General features: G+C 69.8%; 15 protein-coding genes. 10 read left to right on the forward strand and 5 right to left on the reverse strand.

Going from position 1 to position 18,443, the window contains the following annotated elements; genetic code table 11:
* Positions 1–70: 70 nt before the first annotated feature.
* Positions 71–1,258, forward strand: a complete 1,188-nt coding sequence (gene lhgO / locus ACWDU4_RS12125; RefSeq protein WP_450114145.1) for an L-2-hydroxyglutarate oxidase — start codon at positions 71–73, stop codon at positions 1,256–1,258.
* A gap of 60 nt (positions 1,259–1,318) precedes the next feature.
* Here lhgO and ACWDU4_RS12130 read toward each other — a convergent pair whose 3' ends face one another.
* Complete coding sequence (locus ACWDU4_RS12130) at positions 1,319–2,539, reverse strand: acetyl-CoA C-acetyltransferase (protein ID WP_450114146.1); 1,221 nt, start codon at positions 2,537–2,539, stop codon at positions 1,319–1,321.
* 348 nt (positions 2,540–2,887) lie between these two features.
* On the opposite strand from ACWDU4_RS12130, the gene ACWDU4_RS12135 reads away from it, so the two are divergent.
* The 6 genes from ACWDU4_RS12135 to ACWDU4_RS12160 all read left to right on the forward strand — a co-directional run bounded on the left by ACWDU4_RS12135 (position 2,888) and on the right by ACWDU4_RS12160 (position 11,264).
* A complete protein-coding gene (locus tag ACWDU4_RS12135; protein WP_450114147.1) occupies positions 2,888–4,276 on the forward strand; it encodes a cystathionine beta-synthase in 1,389 nt (462 codons plus the stop codon).
* 9 nt (positions 4,277–4,285) lie between these two features.
* A complete protein-coding gene (locus ACWDU4_RS12140; RefSeq protein ID WP_450114148.1) occupies positions 4,286–5,431 on the forward strand; it encodes a cystathionine gamma-synthase in 1,146 nt (381 codons plus the stop codon).
* Between the two features lie 143 nt (positions 5,432–5,574).
* The gene (locus ACWDU4_RS12145; RefSeq protein ID WP_450114149.1) at positions 5,575–5,796 is read left to right on the forward strand and encodes a hypothetical protein; all 222 of its coding nucleotides are present in this window, start codon (positions 5,575–5,577) and stop codon (positions 5,794–5,796) included.
* Positions 5,797–5,982: 186 nt separating this feature from the next.
* The gene (locus ACWDU4_RS12150) at positions 5,983–7,302 is read left to right on the forward strand and encodes a C40 family peptidase (RefSeq protein ID WP_450114150.1); all 1,320 of its coding nucleotides are present in this window, start codon (positions 5,983–5,985) and stop codon (positions 7,300–7,302) included.
* Between the two features lie 93 nt (positions 7,303–7,395).
* A complete protein-coding gene (locus tag ACWDU4_RS12155; RefSeq protein ID WP_450114151.1) occupies positions 7,396–9,282 on the forward strand; it encodes an SEC-C metal-binding domain-containing protein in 1,887 nt (628 codons plus the stop codon).
* Positions 9,279–11,264 (forward strand): SEC-C metal-binding domain-containing protein, encoded by a 1,986-nt coding sequence (locus ACWDU4_RS12160; protein ID WP_450114152.1) that lies wholly within the window; start codon positions 9,279–9,281, stop codon positions 11,262–11,264. The genes ACWDU4_RS12155 and ACWDU4_RS12160 overlap by 4 nt, the downstream gene beginning before the upstream one ends.
* A gap of 232 nt (positions 11,265–11,496) precedes the next feature.
* Here the strand turns inward: ACWDU4_RS12160 and greA are convergent, their stop codons facing one another.
* Together greA and ACWDU4_RS12170 are read right to left on the reverse strand one after the other, a co-directional pair.
* A complete protein-coding gene (gene greA / locus ACWDU4_RS12165) occupies positions 11,497–11,991 on the reverse strand; it encodes a transcription elongation factor GreA (protein WP_450114153.1) in 495 nt (164 codons plus the stop codon).
* A gap of 318 nt (positions 11,992–12,309) precedes the next feature.
* Positions 12,310–12,735: a DUF4307 domain-containing protein gene (locus ACWDU4_RS12170; RefSeq protein WP_450114154.1), complete on the reverse strand. Its 426-nt coding sequence runs from the start codon at positions 12,733–12,735 to the stop codon at positions 12,310–12,312.
* 245 nt (positions 12,736–12,980) lie between these two features.
* On the opposite strand from ACWDU4_RS12170, the gene mca reads away from it, so the two are divergent.
* The 3 genes from mca to ACWDU4_RS12185 are packed head-to-tail and all read left to right on the forward strand — an operon-like array spanning position 12,981 to position 16,223.
* The gene (gene mca / locus ACWDU4_RS12175) at positions 12,981–13,880 is read left to right on the forward strand and encodes a mycothiol conjugate amidase Mca (protein ID WP_450114155.1); all 900 of its coding nucleotides are present in this window, start codon (positions 12,981–12,983) and stop codon (positions 13,878–13,880) included.
* Entirely contained in the window at positions 13,877–14,185 is a 309-nt protein-coding gene (locus tag ACWDU4_RS12180) for a hypothetical protein (protein WP_450114156.1), read from the forward strand. Before mca ends, ACWDU4_RS12180 begins: the two co-directional genes overlap by 4 nt.
* 10 nt (positions 14,186–14,195) lie before the next feature.
* Entirely contained in the window at positions 14,196–16,223 is a 2,028-nt protein-coding gene (locus tag ACWDU4_RS12185) for a thioredoxin domain-containing protein (RefSeq protein WP_450114157.1), read from the forward strand.
* Here the strand turns inward: ACWDU4_RS12185 and ACWDU4_RS12190 are convergent.
* Both ACWDU4_RS12190 and ACWDU4_RS12195 read right to left on the reverse strand, forming a co-directional pair.
* Positions 16,220–17,233 (reverse strand): alpha/beta hydrolase, encoded by a 1,014-nt coding sequence (locus ACWDU4_RS12190; RefSeq protein WP_450114158.1) that lies wholly within the window; start codon positions 17,231–17,233, stop codon positions 16,220–16,222. The two genes, ACWDU4_RS12185 and ACWDU4_RS12190, sit on opposite strands and share 4 nt — an antisense overlap.
* Entirely contained in the window at positions 17,233–18,264 is a 1,032-nt protein-coding gene (locus ACWDU4_RS12195) for an alpha/beta hydrolase (protein ID WP_450114159.1), read from the reverse strand. The genes ACWDU4_RS12190 and ACWDU4_RS12195 overlap by 1 nt, the downstream gene beginning before the upstream one ends.
* Positions 18,265–18,443 lie beyond the last annotated feature (179 nt).

The raw sequence follows: 18,443 nt of genomic DNA on the forward strand, positions 1-18,443 counted from the left end.
CCGGGCAGGCACTGAAGCCGATGCTCAGGTAACCGCCCGTTCGGCGCATCCGGGGGGCATCATCGGGCGGGTGGACCACGACTTCTGCGTCATCGGCGGTGGGATCGTCGGGCTGGCGACGGCGCGGGCGCTGCTACGACGCAACCCCGGCGCGTCGGTGGTGGTGCTCGAGAAGGAACGTGAGGTCGCGGCCCACCAGACCGGGCACAACAGCGGTGTCATCCATGCGGGCATCTACTACGAGCCCGGCAGCCTGAAGGCGGACCTGTGCAAGCGCGGTGCCGAGGCGACGAAACGGTTCGCCGAGCGCCACGGCATCGAGTACCGCGTCACCGGGAAACTACTGGTGGCGACCGACCCGACGGAACTCGCACGGATGGACGCGCTCGTCGACCGCGCCCGGATCAACGGCATCGACCACGAACGGCTCGGCGCCGCCGAACTCCACCACCGCGAACCCCTGGTGTCAGGTCTCGGCGCGCTGCTCGTCAAGGCGACCGGCATCATCGACTACCGACAGGTGTGCCGCGCGCTCGCCGAGGGCGTCACGGCGTCCGGCGGCGAGGTCCGTACCGGTGCCGAGGTCGTCGAGATCTCCGAACGCTCCGACACGGTCACCGTCTCGACGGCGGACACGACCGTCCGGGCCCGCACCCTGATCGCCTGTGCCGGTCTGCAGGCCGACCGGATCGCGCGGCTGGCGGGGTTGCACACCGACTTCCAGATCGTGCCCTTCCGCGGTGAGTACTACCGGTTGAGGCCGGAGAAGTCGTCGATCGTGCGGCACCTGATCTACCCGATCCCGGATCCCGACCTGCCGTTCCTCGGGGTGCACCTGAGCCCCACGGTCGACGGCGACATCACCGTCGGCCCCAACGCGGTCCTCGGGTTTGCGCGGGAGAAGTACCGGCCCTTCGGGGTCGACCGCCGCGACGTCATGGAAATGTTGCGCTTCCCCGGGATGCGCCGAGTCGCCGCGGCGAACGTGCGCACCGGGATCCGCGAGATGCGCAACGCGGTCTTCAAGCGCGGCTACCTCGCGGAGTGCCGGAAGTACTGTCCGTCGCTCGAACTCGACGACCTGCAGGGCCGGCACGCGGGCATCCGCGCGCAGGCGGTCCGAGGTGACGGCGGCTTCGTGCACGACTTCCTGATCCGGTCCACCGACCGGATGGTGCACGTCGTCAACGCGCCCTCGCCCGCCGCCACGTCGGCGCTGCCGATCGGTGAGTTGATCGCGGACCGTACCGACCGCTGAGACGCCGAACGGGCGGACACCTGGGCGGATGCCCGGTGACCGCCCGTTCGGCGGAGGTGACTAGCTCAGGCGCTCGAGCACCATCGCCATGCCCTGGCCGCCGCCGACGCACATGGTCTCGACGCCGAAGGTCTTGTCCTGCTCACGCAGGTTGTTGAGCAGGGTGTTGGTGATGCGGGCACCGGTCATGCCGAACGGGTGCCCGAGGGCGATCGCGCCGCCCGAGACGTTGATCTTGTCCTCGTCGAGGTCGAGCGCGCGGGCCGAGCCGAGCACCTGGACCGCGAAGGCCTCGTTGATCTCGAACAGGTCGATGTCCGAGACGGACATCTTCGCGAACCCGAGTGCCTTCTTGACCGCCTCGATCGGGCCGAGGCCCATGATCTCGGGGGACAGGCCGGTCGCGGCGGTGGAGACGATGCGCGCGAGCGGGGTCAGGCCGAGGGCCTTGGCCTTGGTGTCGGACATGATCACCAGCGCGGCCGCGCCGTCGTTGAGCGGGCAGGCGTTGCCGGCGGTGACGGTACCGTCCGGGCGGAAGACCGGCTTGAGCTGGCTGATCTTCTCGTAGCTGGTGCCCGCGCGCGGGCCGTCGTCGGTGGAGACGACGGTGCCGTCGGGCAGCGTGATCGGGGTGATCTCGTTGGCGAAGAAGCCGCGGTTGATGGCCTCCTCCGCGCGGTTCTGGCTGCGGACGCCCCAGCGGTCCTGGTCCTCGCGGCTGATGCCGGTGTATGTCGCGACGTTCTCGGCGGTCTGGCCCATGCCCAGGTAGACGTCGGGGACGAGGCCCTTCTCGCGGGGATCGCTCCACACGACGCCGCCCTCGGCGTCCTTGAGCGAGCGCTCCATTGCCTCGCCGTAGCGGCCGGTGTTCTTGGTGTCCGGCCAGCCGTCGGCGTTGCCGGAGGTGAACGACGACACCGACTCGACGCCGGCGGAGATGAAGACGTCACCCTCACCGGCACGGATCGCGTGCATCGCCATGCGGGTGGTCTGCAGCGAGGACGAGCAGTAGCGGTTCACCGTCACGCCGGGAAGGAAGTCGTAGCCCAGGTTGACGGCGGTGACGCGACCGATGTTGAAGCCGGCCTGGCCGCCGGGCTGGCCGGAGCCCATGATCAGATCGTCGATGTCCCGGGGATCGAGCTCGGGCACCTTGGCGAGCGCCGCCGCGACCATCTGGGTGGCCAGCTCGTCCGGACGCATGTCCTTGAGCGATCCCTTGCCGGCGCGGCCGATCGGCGAGCGCACGGCGGAGACGATGACTGCCTCGGGCATGAGTACTCCATTCATTCGTGCTGTCGTGTCAGCTACGACAGCGGTGTCCTGTGTCAGACGTTACGTGGCGATGCCGCTGTTCCTACCATGCGCTTGCTTGGCCACCGGGACGGAGTGCGATCGCACCGAGTTCCCTCGAACGTCGTGGTGGAAGGTGCGGCGTCGAAATGGACTGGCCGTGAATCTGATTCGCAAGCGTATCTGGGGCGCCCGCAGAAGCAGGGCGTGCGGGGTGGAGTGTGAGCTCGCTCGCCCGTCCCACTCATCGAGAACCGGCAGGGGATCGCCGCCGTTCGCGACGGTCCGCCCAGGTGTTGCCGACCGGGCGCGCTCTGGGACGATGGGGGCATGCGCATCGCGGATCACGTCGTCGACCTCATCGGAAACACCCCACTGGTGAAGCTGAACTCGGTGGTCTCACCCGGCTCCGGCCTGGTGGCCGCGAAGATCGAGTACCTCAACCCGGGCGGCAGCTCCAAGGACCGGATCGCGGTCAAGATGGTCGACGCGGCCGAGGCGTCCGGCGCGCTGAAGCCGGGCGGGACGATCGTCGAACCGACGTCCGGCAACACCGGCATCGGTCTGGCGCTGGTCGCGCAGCAGCGCGGCTACAAGTGCGTGTTCGTCTGCCCCGACAAGGTCAGCGAGGACAAGCGCAACGTGCTCAAGGCGTACGGCGCCGAGGTCGTGGTGTGCCCGACCGCGGTCGCGCCGGAGCACCCCGACAGCTACTACAACGTCTCGGACCGCCTCGTGAAGGAGATCCCCGGCGCCTGGAAGCCGGACCAGTACTCCAACCCGGGCGGCCCGGACAGCCACTACGAGACCACCGGCCCGGAGATCTGGCGCGACACCGACGGCAAGGTCACGCACTTCGTCGCGGGTGTCGGCACCGGCGGCACCATCACCGGCACCGGTCGCTACCTCAAGGAGGTCTCGGGCGGGAAGGTCAAGGTCATCGGCGCCGACCCCGAGGGCTCGGTGTACTCGGGAGGCACCGGGCGGCCGTACCTGGTCGAGGGCGTCGGCGAGGACTTCTGGCCCACCGCCTACGACCCGTCGATCCCGGACGAGATCATCGCCGTCTCGGATGCCGACTCGTTCGACATGACCCGCCGCCTGGCACGCGAGGAAGGGTTGCTGGTCGGTGGCTCCTGCGGCATGGCCGTGGTCGCGGCGCTGCGGGTCGCCGAGCGGGACCCGGACGCGGTGGTCGTGGTGCTGCTGCCCGACGGCGGTCGCGGCTACCTGTCGAAGATCTTCAACGACAAGTGGATGGCGTCCTACGGCTTCCTGCGCACCCCCCTCGACGGCAGCAAGCCCGCCGAGCCGACCGTCGGGGACGTGCTGCGGGGCAAGTCGGGAGAGCTCCCGGACCTGGTGCACACCCACCCGACCGAAACGCTGCGCGACGCGATCGAGATCCTGCGTGAGTACGGCGTCTCGCAGATGCCGGTGGTCGGTGCCGAGCCGCCCGTCATGGCCGGTGAGGTCGCGGGCAGCGTCACCGAGCGGGAACTGCTCTCCGCCGTGTTCGAGGGTCGCGCGCAGCTGGCGGATCCGGTGTCCAAGCACATGAGCCCGGCGTTCCCGCTGATCGGCTCCGGGGAGCCGGTCAGCGCCGCGACGAAGGCGCTCGGCGACACCGACGCGCTGATGGTCGTCGACGACGGCAAGCCGGTCGGCGTCATCACGCGGCACGACCTGCTCGGCTTCCTGAGCGCCGGCGCTCAGTAGGCTGAGCGGATGAGCGAGCAGCAGGGATTCTCCACCAGGGCAGTTCACGCCGGGTACGAGCCGGATCCGCAGACCGGCGCGGTGAACGTGCCGATCTACGCCAGTTCCACGTTCGCGCAGGACGGGGTCGGCGGCATGCGCGGCGGCTTCGAGTACGCGCGCACCGGAAACCCGACCCGCCGGCCGCTCGAGGCGAACCTCGCCGCTATCGAGGGCGCGGCGTTCGGGCGGGCGTTCTCGTCGGGTATGGCAGCCACGGACTGCCTGCTGCGGTCGGTGCTCCGGCCCGGCGACCACCTGGTGATCCCGAACGACGCCTACGGCGGCACGTTCCGGCTCATCGACAAGGTGTTCACACAGTGGGGCATCGAGCACACCCCGGCACCGATCAACGACGTGGACGCCGTCCGGGCGGCGATCCGGCCGAACACCAAGCTGGTGTGGGTCGAGACCCCGACCAACCCGCTGCTGAACATCGGCGACATCGAGGCGCTGTCCGCGGTCGCCCATGAGGCCGGGGCGAAGATCGTCGTCGACAACACCTTCGCGTCGCCGTACCTGCAGCAGCCGCTCGCGCTCGGTGCCGACGTCGCGCTGCACTCGACCACCAAGTACCTCGGCGGCCACTCCGACGTCGTCGGCGGTGCGCTGGTGACCGACGACGAGGATCTCGACACCAAGTTCGCGTTCCTGCAGAACGGTGCGGGTGCGGTGCCCGGTCCGTTCGACGCCTACCTGACCATGCGCGGTATCAAGACGCTGGCGCTGCGGATGGAGCGGCACAGCGACAATGCCGAGAAGATCGTCGACCTGCTGACCGGGCACTCCGCGGTCGAGAAGGTGATCTACCCGGGCCTGGCGTCGCATCCGGGCCACGCGGTGGCGGCGCGGCAGATGCGCCGGTTCGGCGGAATGGTCTCGGTGCGGCTCAAGGGCGGCAAGCAGGCGGCGCTCGACTTCTGCTCACGCACAAAGATCTTCACCCTCGCCGAGTCGCTCGGCGGCGTCGAGTCCCTGATCGAGCACCCGGGCGCGATGACCCACGCCTCGACCGCCGGTTCCGAACTCGAGGTTCCCGAGGATCTGGTGCGCCTGTCCGTCGGCATCGAAGACGCCGCCGATTTGCTGGCCGACGTCGAGCAGGCGCTGGGCTAGACACTTCCCGCCGGCGCGCGGCGCACGGGTCTCCGGACCCGTACGCCGCGCGCGAGCGGCGCAGCCGATCTAGGCTGGCCGCGTGGAGCCCGCGACGCTCGCCCGCAACATGACGGTGCGGCGCGCGCGGGCGCCGATGAACGGTGGCGACGACCATTTCCGTGCCGGTCGGCGCGTCGCTGCCGAACCTTGCCGTGACCCGTGCCTATCGTGCGATCGTGCACCTGCGGGGGAACATCGTCGACGCCGCCCCGACCGCCGCGTCCGAGTTCGCCGCCGTGAGTGGGTCGGGCCACCCCTTCGACCAGGCCGGCAGCGCTTCCGTGATCGGCCGTGCCCACGTCGCGACACGGGTGGTGCGGTAGCCGTGGTGCAGGTCGACGGCTGTTTTCCCCGGACCGGTGCTCGCGGTGCCCGACAACCTGAAGGCCGTCTAAGAGTTCGCTCGAAATGCGCCCGTTGCCGCGACATGCGTCATACGGTGATCCGAGTCACATACAGGGGGCGGCCCAGGGGCTGACGCGCCTCGGTCGAGATGAGGGAGGATGCGCATGGCGGTTGACCCATCGGCGGTCATCGTTGCCGTTGCCACGGCACTTGGCGGTCTCGTGCAGGGCGCGGACCTACCAGCCCCGGTCAAAGATCAAGCAGCACAAGCCATCCAATCCTTCCAAGCCACGTCTCCCGCAGCGGATCAGCAGGTCGCCGACGTCATCGGCATGCTGCCCGAGCAGCTGCAGGGGCAGGCCACCCAGGCCGTGCAGGACGCGACGGCCGCCGCGCAGAGCGCTATCGAACCGTTACTGCCGCCGGCGCCTCCCGCTCCGCCCGCTCCGGAACCGGCTCCCGAACCGCCGCCGGCCCCGCCCGTCGCGCCGTCGACGCCGCAAGTTGACGCCTACGGCGGTGACGTCGCCGAGGTGCCGTTCGGCGGCGACCTGTCCCGCGCGGTGACCTCGCTCGACGCCGCATTCCCGGGCGGCAACATCGCCCCGATCGGCTCCATCGCGGTGTTCGTGCCCTGGTTCAACAAGGCAGGCGCGCTCTGCGACGGCATCAAGGCCCCGATCCTGGCCGCGCTGTACAACGCCGAGAACGGCTTCCGTTACGGCCCGACCGCTCCGGTGTCCCGGACCGGCGCCCGCGGTCCCGGCCAGTTCATGCCGGGCACCTGGGAGAAGTGGGGCAAGGACGCCGACGGAGACGGCAAGGTCGACATCCTCGGCGTCGCGGACCCGGTGATGGCGTCCGGGCACCTGCTGTGTGACATGTACGGTCAGATCGACGAGTGGAAGCGCCAGGGCGTCGTCCAGGGCGACACCCTGGACCTGACCCTCGCCGGATACAACGCGGGAGTCGAGGCCGTGCGCCGTGCCGGCGGCATGCCCAACGGCGCCTTCGATTACGAGCACCAGACCAAGCCCTACGTGAAGAAGATTCGGGATTCGGAACCGGTGTTCGCGGCAATCCTGGCTCCGCTGAGCGGGTCCGACGGCAGCATCGGCGGCAAGGTGGTCGAGGCGGCGCTGCGCTACCTGGGCCTGCCGTACGTGTGGGGCGGCGGCAACATCAACGGCCCGTCCGGTGGCGGCTTCGACTGCTCCGGCCTGACCTCCTACGCGATGTACGCGGCGACCGGCGACACGCTCGTGCTGCCGCGGACGTCGGAGACGCAGTGGAACATCGGCACCGAGATCGCGCTCGCCGACGCGCGGCCCGGCGACCTGCTGTTCGGCAACTGGCAGTCCGGCGGCCCCGGCCATGTCGCGATCTACATCGGCAACGGACAGATGGTGCACGCCCCGCAGACCGGTGACGTGGTCAAGGTCGGGCCCGTGTTCGACGGGATGAAGGCCCGCCGGATCGTGTAGTGCGGCTTCGCTGCCCGTGAGTGAATTTCACCCCGGTCGGGGCGAAATTCACTCACGGTTCCGGGGGCTGTCGCCGCCGCCTACGATCACAGGGTGAGCGTGAATCCTGATCCCCGTGACCCGATTGCCGACATCGCACTGGGGGTGTTGCGACAGCATGGTCCGCTGACATCCGAGGACTGGGCGGAGATGCTTGCCGACGCCGGGCACGGCACTGCCGAGGAACTCCTCGAATCGGTCGACCTGCTCGACGACGCACTGCTGGTCGTCCTCGCCGACGGGCGCAATGCGGTCGTCGACACCCTGGTCGAGGGACGGGTGTTCACGCACCGGCTCACCGGCCCGGAGATCGCGTCCGGTCTCCTGCACGCCGAACCGGATCTCGCTCCGCTGGTGCTGGCGACGATGGCCGACGACGGCCCGGTGCGGGCGTTGTTCTCCGACTACGACGCCGACGAACTCGACGCGCTCGGGCTGTCGGACGAGGACTTTCCGGACGGATCCGGTCTGCTGTTCGGGCCCGAAGCGCTGCAACAGTATTCGTCGGGTGATCTGGTGTCCGTCACGGTCCGGGACGGCGCATTGGAGCTGGCCGCCGTCGCCGGAGGGGTCGCCGCGGCGCCGGACCTGTCCGCGGCGCTGGACCGGATCGTCGGAGACGACAACGCCGACAACCTCGAGACCGTCGCCTGGCAGATGCTCTCCGACGACCCCGCGCTGTTCACGGAGCCGACGGTGCCGCTCGGTGAGCTGATCGACTCGGCCGGATACACCCGGGAGGGCGACTACATCGCCGCCCGTGGATTCGATTTCGCCGCACATCATTTCGCGTCGCACATCGCGATGGTCGCGCGCCAGCACGAACTGCACCCGGAAGAGGTGGATGCGGTGATCGCGTTCGTCGACCTGGTCGCGGTGGTACGCGAGGACGAACTCGACCTGTCCGGCGCGCGCAGCTGCATCGACGGGGTCGTCGAATCCCTTGTCGGGCTGGAGGATCCGTCTGCAGCGGGTGCCGCGCTTGATGTGATCAACGGATTCGAAGAGGATCATCTGCCCGCGTTGTACACCGCGGCGCTGGCGGTGGCCGACCGGGCGCCGCGCCGGGTGAAGGCGTCCGGGCACTGGCTGGCGGGAATGGCCGCGGACTCGCTCGGCGACGTGCGAGAGGCGGAGCGGCACTTCGAGGATGCCGCCGCGATGGACGAGGAATGGACGCCGGCACTGTTCGAACTGGCGCAGATCGCCTCCGACCGCGGCGATGCGGAGCGGGCACTGTCGTTGCTGAGCCGGATCGAGGGCGGCGACAGTGAACACCTCCACGCGGTGCTGCTGCGTTTCGCTCCGGCCGAGCATCCGGAACTCGGCCGCAACGACAAGTGCTGGTGCGGATCGGGACGCAAGTACAAGGTCTGCCACCTCGGTAAGTCCGACAGCACCCTCGACGACCGCGCGCACTGGCTGTACGAGAAGGCCGGGCTCTACGCGCAGTCGACGTCGCTGTTCGATCTGGTGCTCGAGCTGGCGCAGCTGCGTGCCGAGCACTGGGAGAGTGAGGACGCGGTCGCGCGGGCGTTCGAGGATCCACTGGTGCTCGACGTCGCGCTTTTCGAGGGGCGGCTGTTCGAGTTGTTCGTGTCCCGGCGCGGGGTCCTGCTGCCCGCCGACGAACTCGAACTCGCCGCCCGATGGCTGGCTGCGCGGCGATCGGTGCACGAGGTCGTGGCGGCCGTCGGCGACGTGGTGACGCTGCGGGACCTGCGTACCGGCGACCGGGCCGAGGTCGCGGTGGACGAGCCGCTGGACGTCGGCAATCTCGTCTGTGCACGGGTGGTCCCCACCGGTGACCGGATGCAGATCCTCGGTGGAGTCGAACCGGTGCCGGCCGAGAACCGGGACGAGGTGCTCGCCGTCCTGTCCGGCGACACCGTCGAACCCGAGGACGTCATCGTCGTGCTCGGCGCGAGGTTCCTGGGGTGACCGTCTCGACCGAACCCCGCGGTGACCGGCATCTCGAGATCGTGGGTCGTTCCCGCGTCGACACCGATCCCGACGCGGGCGACGTTGCCGAGAGGGCGATCGCGGTGCTGCGTCGACGCGGCCCGTTCACCACCGAAGGCTGGGTGGCCGCACTGGTCGACCTCGGGCTCGGCGCCGCCGCGGAGATGACCGAGCTGGTGCGCGGCCTCGACGGCCCGGCGCTCGGGATGCTCGCCGACGGGCGCGTCGCCGCCATCGACGGCCTGCTCGAGGGTCGGGTGTTCACGCATCGGCTCTCCGCCGAGGAGATCGCCTCGGGCGTCGTCGACATCGATCCGGACCTGTCGCCGCTGACGGGTCTCGTCGGATCCGATGAGCACGTCGGCGACTGCGAGGTCGACGTCGTGTTCCCGACGTCGGACGCCGCGTTGTTGGCCGAGCGCGGCCGCACCGACGTCACCGCTCCGGAAGTCGAGCGGCTGCTGCTCGATCGCGACATGCTCGTCGGATACACCGCGGGGGACATGATCGGTCTGGGCCTGGCGGGCGGCACGTTGCGGTTGGTTCGCGTCGACCGGACCGTCGCGACCCCGGATCTCGCCGAGTCTCTGCGCAGGATCATCGCCGAGGGCACCGCCGAGCACACCGACCCGGTCATCTGGCAGCTCGTCGCCGACGACCGGGGCATGGACCTGTTCACCGCGCCCACCCTGCCGCTGGCGGAGCTGCTCGATCACGCCGGGTACGACTGCGAACGCAACTACCTGGCGCCGCGCGGCTTCGATTTCGACGCCTATCACCGCGCCACCCTCATCGAGTCGATCGCCCGGCAGAACAAGCTGCGCCTCGCCGACGCCGGCGCGGTCGTCGATTTCACCGACCTCGTCCACGAGATCACCGACGCCGCGGAACGGGGCGAGCAGCCGAGCACCGTCGCCGCCGCCCGCGTTGCCGCCGATCCGGCCGTCTTCATGCGGCTCGAGTCCCCGTCGACCGCCGCGGTCGCGCTCGACCTCGCCACCACCGGCGACGCGCGCGCCCAGTCGCTGCAGGCCGCCGCATCGGCATTGGTCGAGCACGCGCCGCGCCGACTGAAGGCGGCCGCGCACTGGCTGGCCGGCAAGGCCGCCGATCAGCTGGGTGATGTACGGATCGCCATGACGCATTACGAGCGCGCCCTGGACCGGGACCCGGACTGGATGCTGGCGGCGTTCGACCTGGCGTTGCTCGCCTCCGACGCAGGTGACGTCACTCGCGCACAGTCGCTGCTCGCCCGAGTCGAGGGCGGCGACGCGGAGACCCTGCAGGAGGTGCTCGCGCGCTACCAACCGGTGGAGCGTCCAGAGCTGGGCCGCAACGACCGCTGCTGGTGCGGGTCCGGCCGCAAGTACAAGGCGTGCCACCTCGGCAGGTCCGATCTCACGGTCGACGCACGCGCAACCTGGTTGTACACGAAAGCCCTGATGTTCGCGCGGACGCCGGAACTGTTCGACCTGGTACACCGGCTCGCCGAGATCCGGGCCTCGCACGCCGACGAGGCCGAGGACGCCACCATCGCGGCGCTCGAAGGTGGTCTCGTCATCGATGCGGCGCTGTTCGAGGGCGGCGTCCTCGAACAGTTCGTCGCCCGCCGCGCGCAGGTGCTGCCGGCAGCGGAACTCGAACTCGCGCGCCGGTGGCTGGCCGGCAGGCGCGGCCTGTACGAGGTGACGGCGGTGGTGCCGAGCCGGTCGCTGACTCTGCGCGAGGTGACCGGCGGGGCGACCGTGGAGGTGATCGACTCCGTTGCGGGCCACAACTTCGCAGTGGGGGCACTGGTGTGCGCCCGGCTGCTGCCGACCGGCGAGTCGATCCGGGCGTTCGGCGGAATCGAACCGATCGACCCTCGGTATCGGGACGAACTGGCGGAGATTTGCGGGTCCGCGAACGCGGATCCGGACGAGTTGGTGGACGTGCTCAGCCTCGCGTTCCCCGCGGACTGAGTTCGGGAGTCCGGATTTTCCGGCGCGACGCTGGAACCGATCGAAGCTTCGCCGCGTCTGATCTGTTGTGAGCCGATGAGTGCAGGTCCTTGGGGAGGGGGCCGCGCTCGCGGATCCGGTTGCCGGTGGGGCAGTCATGCAGGGGGTGACTGCCCCACCGTGCGTCAGTACGAACGAGAGAACCCCGGTCCGGGCGGATGCCCTGGCCGGGGTTTCGTCGTGTGGAGCCGACTCAGCTGTGGTACGGCTCGGCGCTGAGCAGGGTGACCTTCATGGTCTTGCCGTTGGGCAGGATGTACTCGCGGGTCTCGCCGACCTTCGCGTTGATCAGGGCGCCACCGAGCGGGGAGCTGGGGGAGTAGATCTCGAGCTTGTCGTTGCGAGCACCCTCTTCACGGGTGGCGATCAGGAAGGTCTCGGTGTCGGATTCGTCACCGTCGTAGAACACCTTCACCACGGACCCGGGCAGGGCGACACCGGACTGGGTGGGGGCCTCGCCGACCTTGGCGCTGTTCAGCAGCTCCTGCAGCTGGCGGATACGGGACTCCTGCTGACCCTGCTCCTCGCGTGCCGCGTGGTAGCCACCGTTCTCCTTGAGGTCACCCTCTTCGCGCCGCTCGTTGATCTCGGCCGCGATGACCGGACGGTTGGCAATGAGCTGGTCGAGTTCGCTCTTGAGCCGGTCGTGCGACTCCTGGGTCAGCCAGGTCACCTGGGTCTCGGTCATGCTCGATCACTCCTCGTAGTCGGAACCCGGACGGATCCCCTGGACGGACCACCGAAAACCGGTGGTCGGCTGCGGCTGGGCGCGCGTCTCCCCGGACGAATGTCATCCCCCGGTCGGCTCACCGTGAGGTGAGTACGCGTCCCGCCGCCTGATGCAGCTGGCCGCCGTGCATCCGGGTCCGCGTCACATGCGCATCCGGATGCAAATGCAGCAATACACGGCTCCAACGCGGAACCGTGTATCGCCGTATTCTAGCACGAGCTGGGATTTCCCCACGAAGATCGAGGTCGGGGGTGTGGCCGCAGCGGCCACGATTGGTCAGCCGACGTTCAGATATGAGGGGATGGTCGAGCCGCAGCCGTAGATGTCGGCAACGGCCGGTGACTGCGACGTCTTGATCTGGGTGTCGATCTGTACCGTTCCGTGTTCGGACGGTTGCACGACGATCTCGCGGCGGCCGGTCTCCGACCCGTCCCGTGACCTGACGCGCACGATGCACAGCGCAGCTTCGGTCGGTTCCTCGCGGGTGACGGTGAAGCTCAGCGCCATGGTCGAGTCGTCGACGATCGAGTACTGCACGACATTCGCTTCGATGTCCTTCGCGGCGAACTTGTTGTACCCGAGCCAGGCGACCGCCAGGCCGAGGAGGATGACACCGATGGTCAGCACGATCGCGGTGATCCGGGATCCGCGCACACTGCCCTGCCGCGTGGGGTAGCGGTCGGAGGGGATCGTCTCGGTCATCTGCTCGACTCTCGTGCATCGGTCCGGGCGAGCTCGCGTTGCCCGGGTGGGGCGCCCTCCACGCGGTGATCCGGACAGGGTCACGGTGACGCTGGAGGTGTCGGGTGGAACTATAGGGGAAGGGCACCGGGCCTCCGCTCGCGCGGTCGACGCGACGGACGGGCGGTGTCCGGCAGGCCGCCAGTGCCCGAAGGGGCCGGCCACCACACGGTAGGTTCCATGCGAAGCTGAGGTGAAGGAAGACTGTGAGCGGATTGCGTCTCATGGCCGTGCACGCCCATCCCGACGACGAGTCCAGCAAGGGCGCTGCGACGACTGCCCGCTATGCCGCCGAAGGCAACGACGTGCTCGTCGTGACGCTGACCGGCGGCGAGCGCGGCGACATCCTCAACCCCGCGATGGACGTGCCGGGGATCCGGGACCGCATCAGCGAGGTCCGCAAGGAGGAGATGGCCGAGGCGGCCCGCATCCTCGGGGTCCGGCAGACCTGGCTCGGGTTCGTCGACTCGGGACTGCCGGAGGGCGACCCGAAGCCGCCGCTGCCGGAGGGGTCGTTCGCGCTGGTCCCGCTGGAGGAGTCCACCGAGGCGCTGGTCCGGGTGATCCGCGAGTTCCGCCCGCACGTGATGACCACCTACGACGAGAACGGTGGCTACCCGCACCCCGACCACATCCGCTGCCACGAGGTGTCGATGGCCGCGTACGAGGCGGCAGGCGATCCGGAGCGATTCCCGGACGCGGGGGAGCCGTGGGAAGTGCAGAAGGTCTACTACTCACACGGGTTCATCCGGAAGCGCCTGCAGTTGTTCCAGGAGGAGTACGACAGCCGAGGCGAAGAGTTCCCGATGGCGGAATGGCTCAAGAAGTGGAAGACCGAGCAGGGTGACCTGATGGCACGGGTGACCACCCAGATCACCTGTGGTGACTACTTCCCGCAGCGGGACGACGCCCTGCGCGCGCACGCCACCCAGATCGACCCCAACGGGTCCTTCTTCGCGGTGCCCCTCGACATTCAGCAGAAGATCTGGCCGACCGAGGAGTTCGAGTTGGCGAAGACCCGGGTGCGGACCGCCATCCCGGAAACCGATCTGTTCGCCGGCATCGACCACGTCGGCGCAGCGCCGGGACAAGAGGAGAAGAAGTGAATCTGGCAAGTGCGGCCGTCGGGTGGCTGGCGCAGACCCCCGGCTCGCCGACCGGTCCCGAGTTCGGCAAGGCGTCGCCGGTCGGCCTGGTCATCATCGTCGTGCTGCTGGTCGGCACCGTGCTGCTGATCCGGTCGATGAACAAGCAGCTGCGCAAGCTGCCCGACACCTTCGAACCGGACCACCCCGAAGCGGATCAGGCCGCCGACGAGGGCACCGACCGCGGTGCAGCGGGCCCGGCGGTCGACGGCGGATCCTCGACCCCCGAGAAGAAGGCCGAGCCGCCCACCCAGGCTCCGAGCTAGGCACCCGGCTGTGACGCGGTCCAGGAACACCCTCGGCGGCGCGACGAGCCCGTACCTGCGTCAGCACGCCGACAATCCGGTGCACTGGCAGCAGTGGGGACCCGAGGCGCTGGCATGGGCACGGGAACGCGACGTGCCGGTGTTGCTGTCGATCGGCTACGCGGCGTGCCACTGGTGCCACGTGATGGCGCACGAGTCGTTCGAGGACGAGGCGACCGCCGCGCTGATGAACGAGCACTTCGTGTGCATCAAGGTGGACCGCGAGGAACGGCCCGACCTGGACGCGATCTACATGAACGCCACCGTCGCGATGACCGGTCAAGGCGGCTGGCCGATGACCTGTTTCCTGACCCCGGACACCGAGCCGTTCCACTGCGGCACCTACTACCCCCGCACCCCCCGCGGGGGCATGCCCTCGTTCACACAGCTGCTGGAGGCGATCGCCGACACCTGGCGCACCCGCCGCGAGGACGTGCAGCGCGCCGCCGCGTCGATCACCGCGGAGCTGCGCGGCTCCGGTGGCGCGCTCCCGGCCGGCGCGGCGCCGCTGGACGCGGTACTGCTGGACCGGGCGGTGGCCGCGGTCCGCGCCGACGAGGACGTCGAGCGCGGCGGCTTCGGCGGGGCCCCGAAGTTCCCGCCGTCCGCGCTGTTGGAGGGGTTGCTGCGCAGTCACGAGCGCACCGGGTCGGCCCTCGTGCTCGAATCGGTGACGCGCACCGCGGAGGCGATGGCCCGCGGCGGCATCCACGACCAGCTCGGTGGCGGGTTCGCGCGGTACTCCGTCGACGCCGAGTGGGTGGTGCCGCACTTCGAGAAGATGCTCTACGACAATGCCCAGCTGCTGCGGGTGTACGCGCACCTGGCCAGGCGCACCGGATGGCCGCTGGCGTTGCGGGTGGCCGAGCAGACCGCGGAATTTCTGTTACGCGACCTGCGCACCGACTCGGGTTGCTTCGCATCCGCCCTCGACGCCGACACCGACGGGGTCGAGGGGCTGACCTACGCCTGGACCGCCGAACAGCTGATCGAGGCGCTCGGGTTCGAGGACGGGGTGTGGGCGGTCGGGCTGCTCGCGGTCAGTTCGGCCGGCACCTTCGAGGCGGGCACCTCGGTGCTGCAGTTGCCGGAGGACCCGGACGACTGGACGCGGTGGAACAGGCTGCGTCGCAAGCTCTTCGAGGTCCGTGCGGGTCGGCCGCAGCCCGCGCGGGACGACAAGGTGGTCACCGCGTGGAACGGGCTGGCGATCACCGCCCTGGCCGAGGCCGGTGCGGGGCTGGGCAGGGCGGAGTGGGTGGACGCCGCCGCGCGGTGTGCCCGGGTGCTGATCGACGAGCACCTCGTCGACGGCCGGCTGCGCCGCGCGTCCCTGGGTGGCGTGATCGGGGATGCTGCCGCGGTCCTCGACGATCACGCCGCGTTCGCCACGGGGCTGCTGAGCCTGCACCAGGCGACCGGTGAACTCGAGTGGCTCACCCGCGCACAGCAAGTGCTCGACATCGCGCTCGACCACTTCGCCGACCCGGACGAGCAGGGCTGTTGGTTCGACACCGCCGACGACGCCGAGGCCCTGATCTCGCGGCCCCGCGACCCGGTCGACGGTGCCACGCCGTCGGGTGCGTCGTCCATGGCGGAGGCGCTGCTTACCGCGGCGGCGCTCTCACAACCGGAACAGGCCGAGCGGTACGCCGTCGCGGCTTCCGCCACGCTCGACCGTGGTGTCCTCCTGCTCCAGCGGGCCGCGCGGTCGGCCGGGCACTGGCTCGCGGTCGCCGAGGCGGCCGTGCGGGGACCCGTTCAGGTGGCGGTCTCGACGGATGGCGGGGTGGCCCCGATCGACGGTGCTCTGCTGGACGCGGCCCGCCGGCACGCACCGGGTGGCGCGGTTGTCGTCGGCGGAGGCCCGGACTCGGTGCCCCTGCTCGTCGACCGTCCCCGCGTCGACGGTGCGGATGCCGCCTATGTGTGCCGTGGGTTCGTCTGCGACCGGCCCGTCACCGTTGTCGACGACCTGATCGAGGCACTGAATCGCTAGGAAGTGGCGGCCTGGACCGTCGGCCAGGACCTGGCCAGCTCGTCACGCCAGTACGGCCAGGAATGGGTGCCGACCGGGGTGGAGCTTCGGGTGACCGTGGCACCGGCCGCGCGCAACGCGTGTTCGAGCTGGTCGGTGCACAGTCTCGACCCCAGTTCCAGGCCGCCGCCGACGACAACGGTCCGCGCGAATCCCGGCGCGGCCGGATCGTCGTGGGGGCCCGGCAGGCCGGATCCGGACGAGAGGTAGACGGGCTTGCCCGCGAGGGCGCCGGCACCGGCGATCGGGTCGTGCGCCTTCCAGGTGTCCCCGAACTGGGGTCCCCACATCTGCTCGGAGCGGGCACCGCCGTTGATGACCACCAGATCCGTGACCGCCTTCCCGACGGGGCCGTCGGTCAGGTAGCAGCCGCTGTAGCCGGCAGCGCCGGAGAACACGTGGGGAAACCGTTCCGCGAGCAGCACCGCGCCGGTCGCGCCGGACGAGATGCCGCCCACGGCGATCCGGCCGTTGGTGCCGAACTCGGCCTCGATCAGCGAGGGCAGCTCCTCGCCGAGGAAGGTCTCCCACCGGGTCCGCCCGAACGTCGGATGGTCCTGTTCCCAGTCGGTGTAGTTGGTCCCGGTCCCGCCGATCGGGAGGACGACGTCGACGTCCTTGTCCGCGAAGAACTCCCGCGCGTTGCCACGCTCGGGGTCGAGCCAGTTGGTGTCCGTGACCTGTCCGGAGTTGCCGTCGAGCAGGAGATACGCGCCGTGTGGGCGGCTCCCGTCGGCCGCGCGCAGGACCTTCACCGGGACCTGGCGTTGCATCGCAGGCGAGTCGACCTGGAGAAGCACCAATCGGTCGTCGAGTTCGGAGACCGACGCGATCGCGGCGGTGGCCTCGGGCGACACCGGGACGTAGTCGGGTACCACCGTCTGCGCCGTCGCGGCGGGCGGGACGGCGAAGGTCAGGCCGGTTGCCGTCAGCAGCGCAGCGATCACGCCGCCGGGGAACGATCGCCGCATCACCCTGCGACCCCGAGCGCGCCGCCGAGCAGTGGCCACGACTTGTGCAGGTCGTCCTCCCAGTACCCCCACGAGTGGGTGCCGTTGGGGCGGAAGTCGAACACCACATTGGTCATGCCGAGTTCGCGCGTGCGGTCGGCGAGTCGGTGCGTGCAGTAGTTCGTCGCGGCCTCGATGGCTCCGCCGAGGACGAACTGGCTGCCGAGGGTGATCGCATTGCCCTTCAGGCGCGGGTTGGCCAGGGAATCGTGATGTCCGGGCAGGCCGTTGCCGCTCGCGACGTAGATCGGAATCGGCGGTAGGGCAGCGGCATTGAGATACGGGTCGTGTGCCGCCCATTCGGGGTCGCCCGGCGGGCCCCACATGTTGTCCGCGTCCCCGGTTCCGGCGCCGACGACCATCGTCACGAACTGCCTGCCCGGGGTCTCGCTCGTCATCGCGCACCCGCTGTACGAGGCGACGGCGCTGTACAGGGACGGTGCCTGTATCGCCAGGTCGAGTACCGACGTACCTGCCATCGACAGTCCTGCAAGGGCATTCACGCCGGTGGTGCCGAGACGCGCATCGATCACCGCTGGTAGTTCCCGGGTCAGGAAGGTGGTCCACATGTTCCGGCCGTTGTTGCCGCTCGTCTTCGCGAGCCCGGGGTCCGGCAGCCGCCAGTCGGTGTAATAACTGAACGCGCCCTCCATGGGCGTGACCACGTTGACGTGCTTGTCGGCGAAGAACTCCGAGACGTCGGTCTGCACGTCCCACGAGGCGCCGTCCTCGCCGCCGCCGGCCCCGTTGAGCAGGTACAGCGTCGGCGCCGGGGTGGTTGTGTCCGCCGGCCGCAGGATCTCCAGCGGGATGGTCCGGTCCATCGCGGGCGAGTACACCTCGATGGTCGCGCGCCGCTCGTCGGCTGCAGCAATATCGGATGAATCCTGTTGTTTCTGAAGCGCGTTCGATGTCGGTGCGACGGCGACGGTGACGGCGGTCAGAGTCGACACGGCTACGAGGGCGATGCGCAGGCGGGACGAGGCGCTCAACGGCGATCCTTCGCTGGCTGTCGAATCGTCGCGGCCGGTCGGCCGCGGGAATGGGGCGGGGGGGGGGGGGCCGGCGCGGGGGGGGGGGGGGGGGGGCGCCCCCCGCCCGCGGGGTGCACCCCCCCCGCGGGGGGGCCCCCCCGGCGGGTGGGAGGGGTTGGAGGAAGTCAACCACCAAC

The organism is Rhodococcus sp. NPDC003348 (assembly GCF_053589375.1).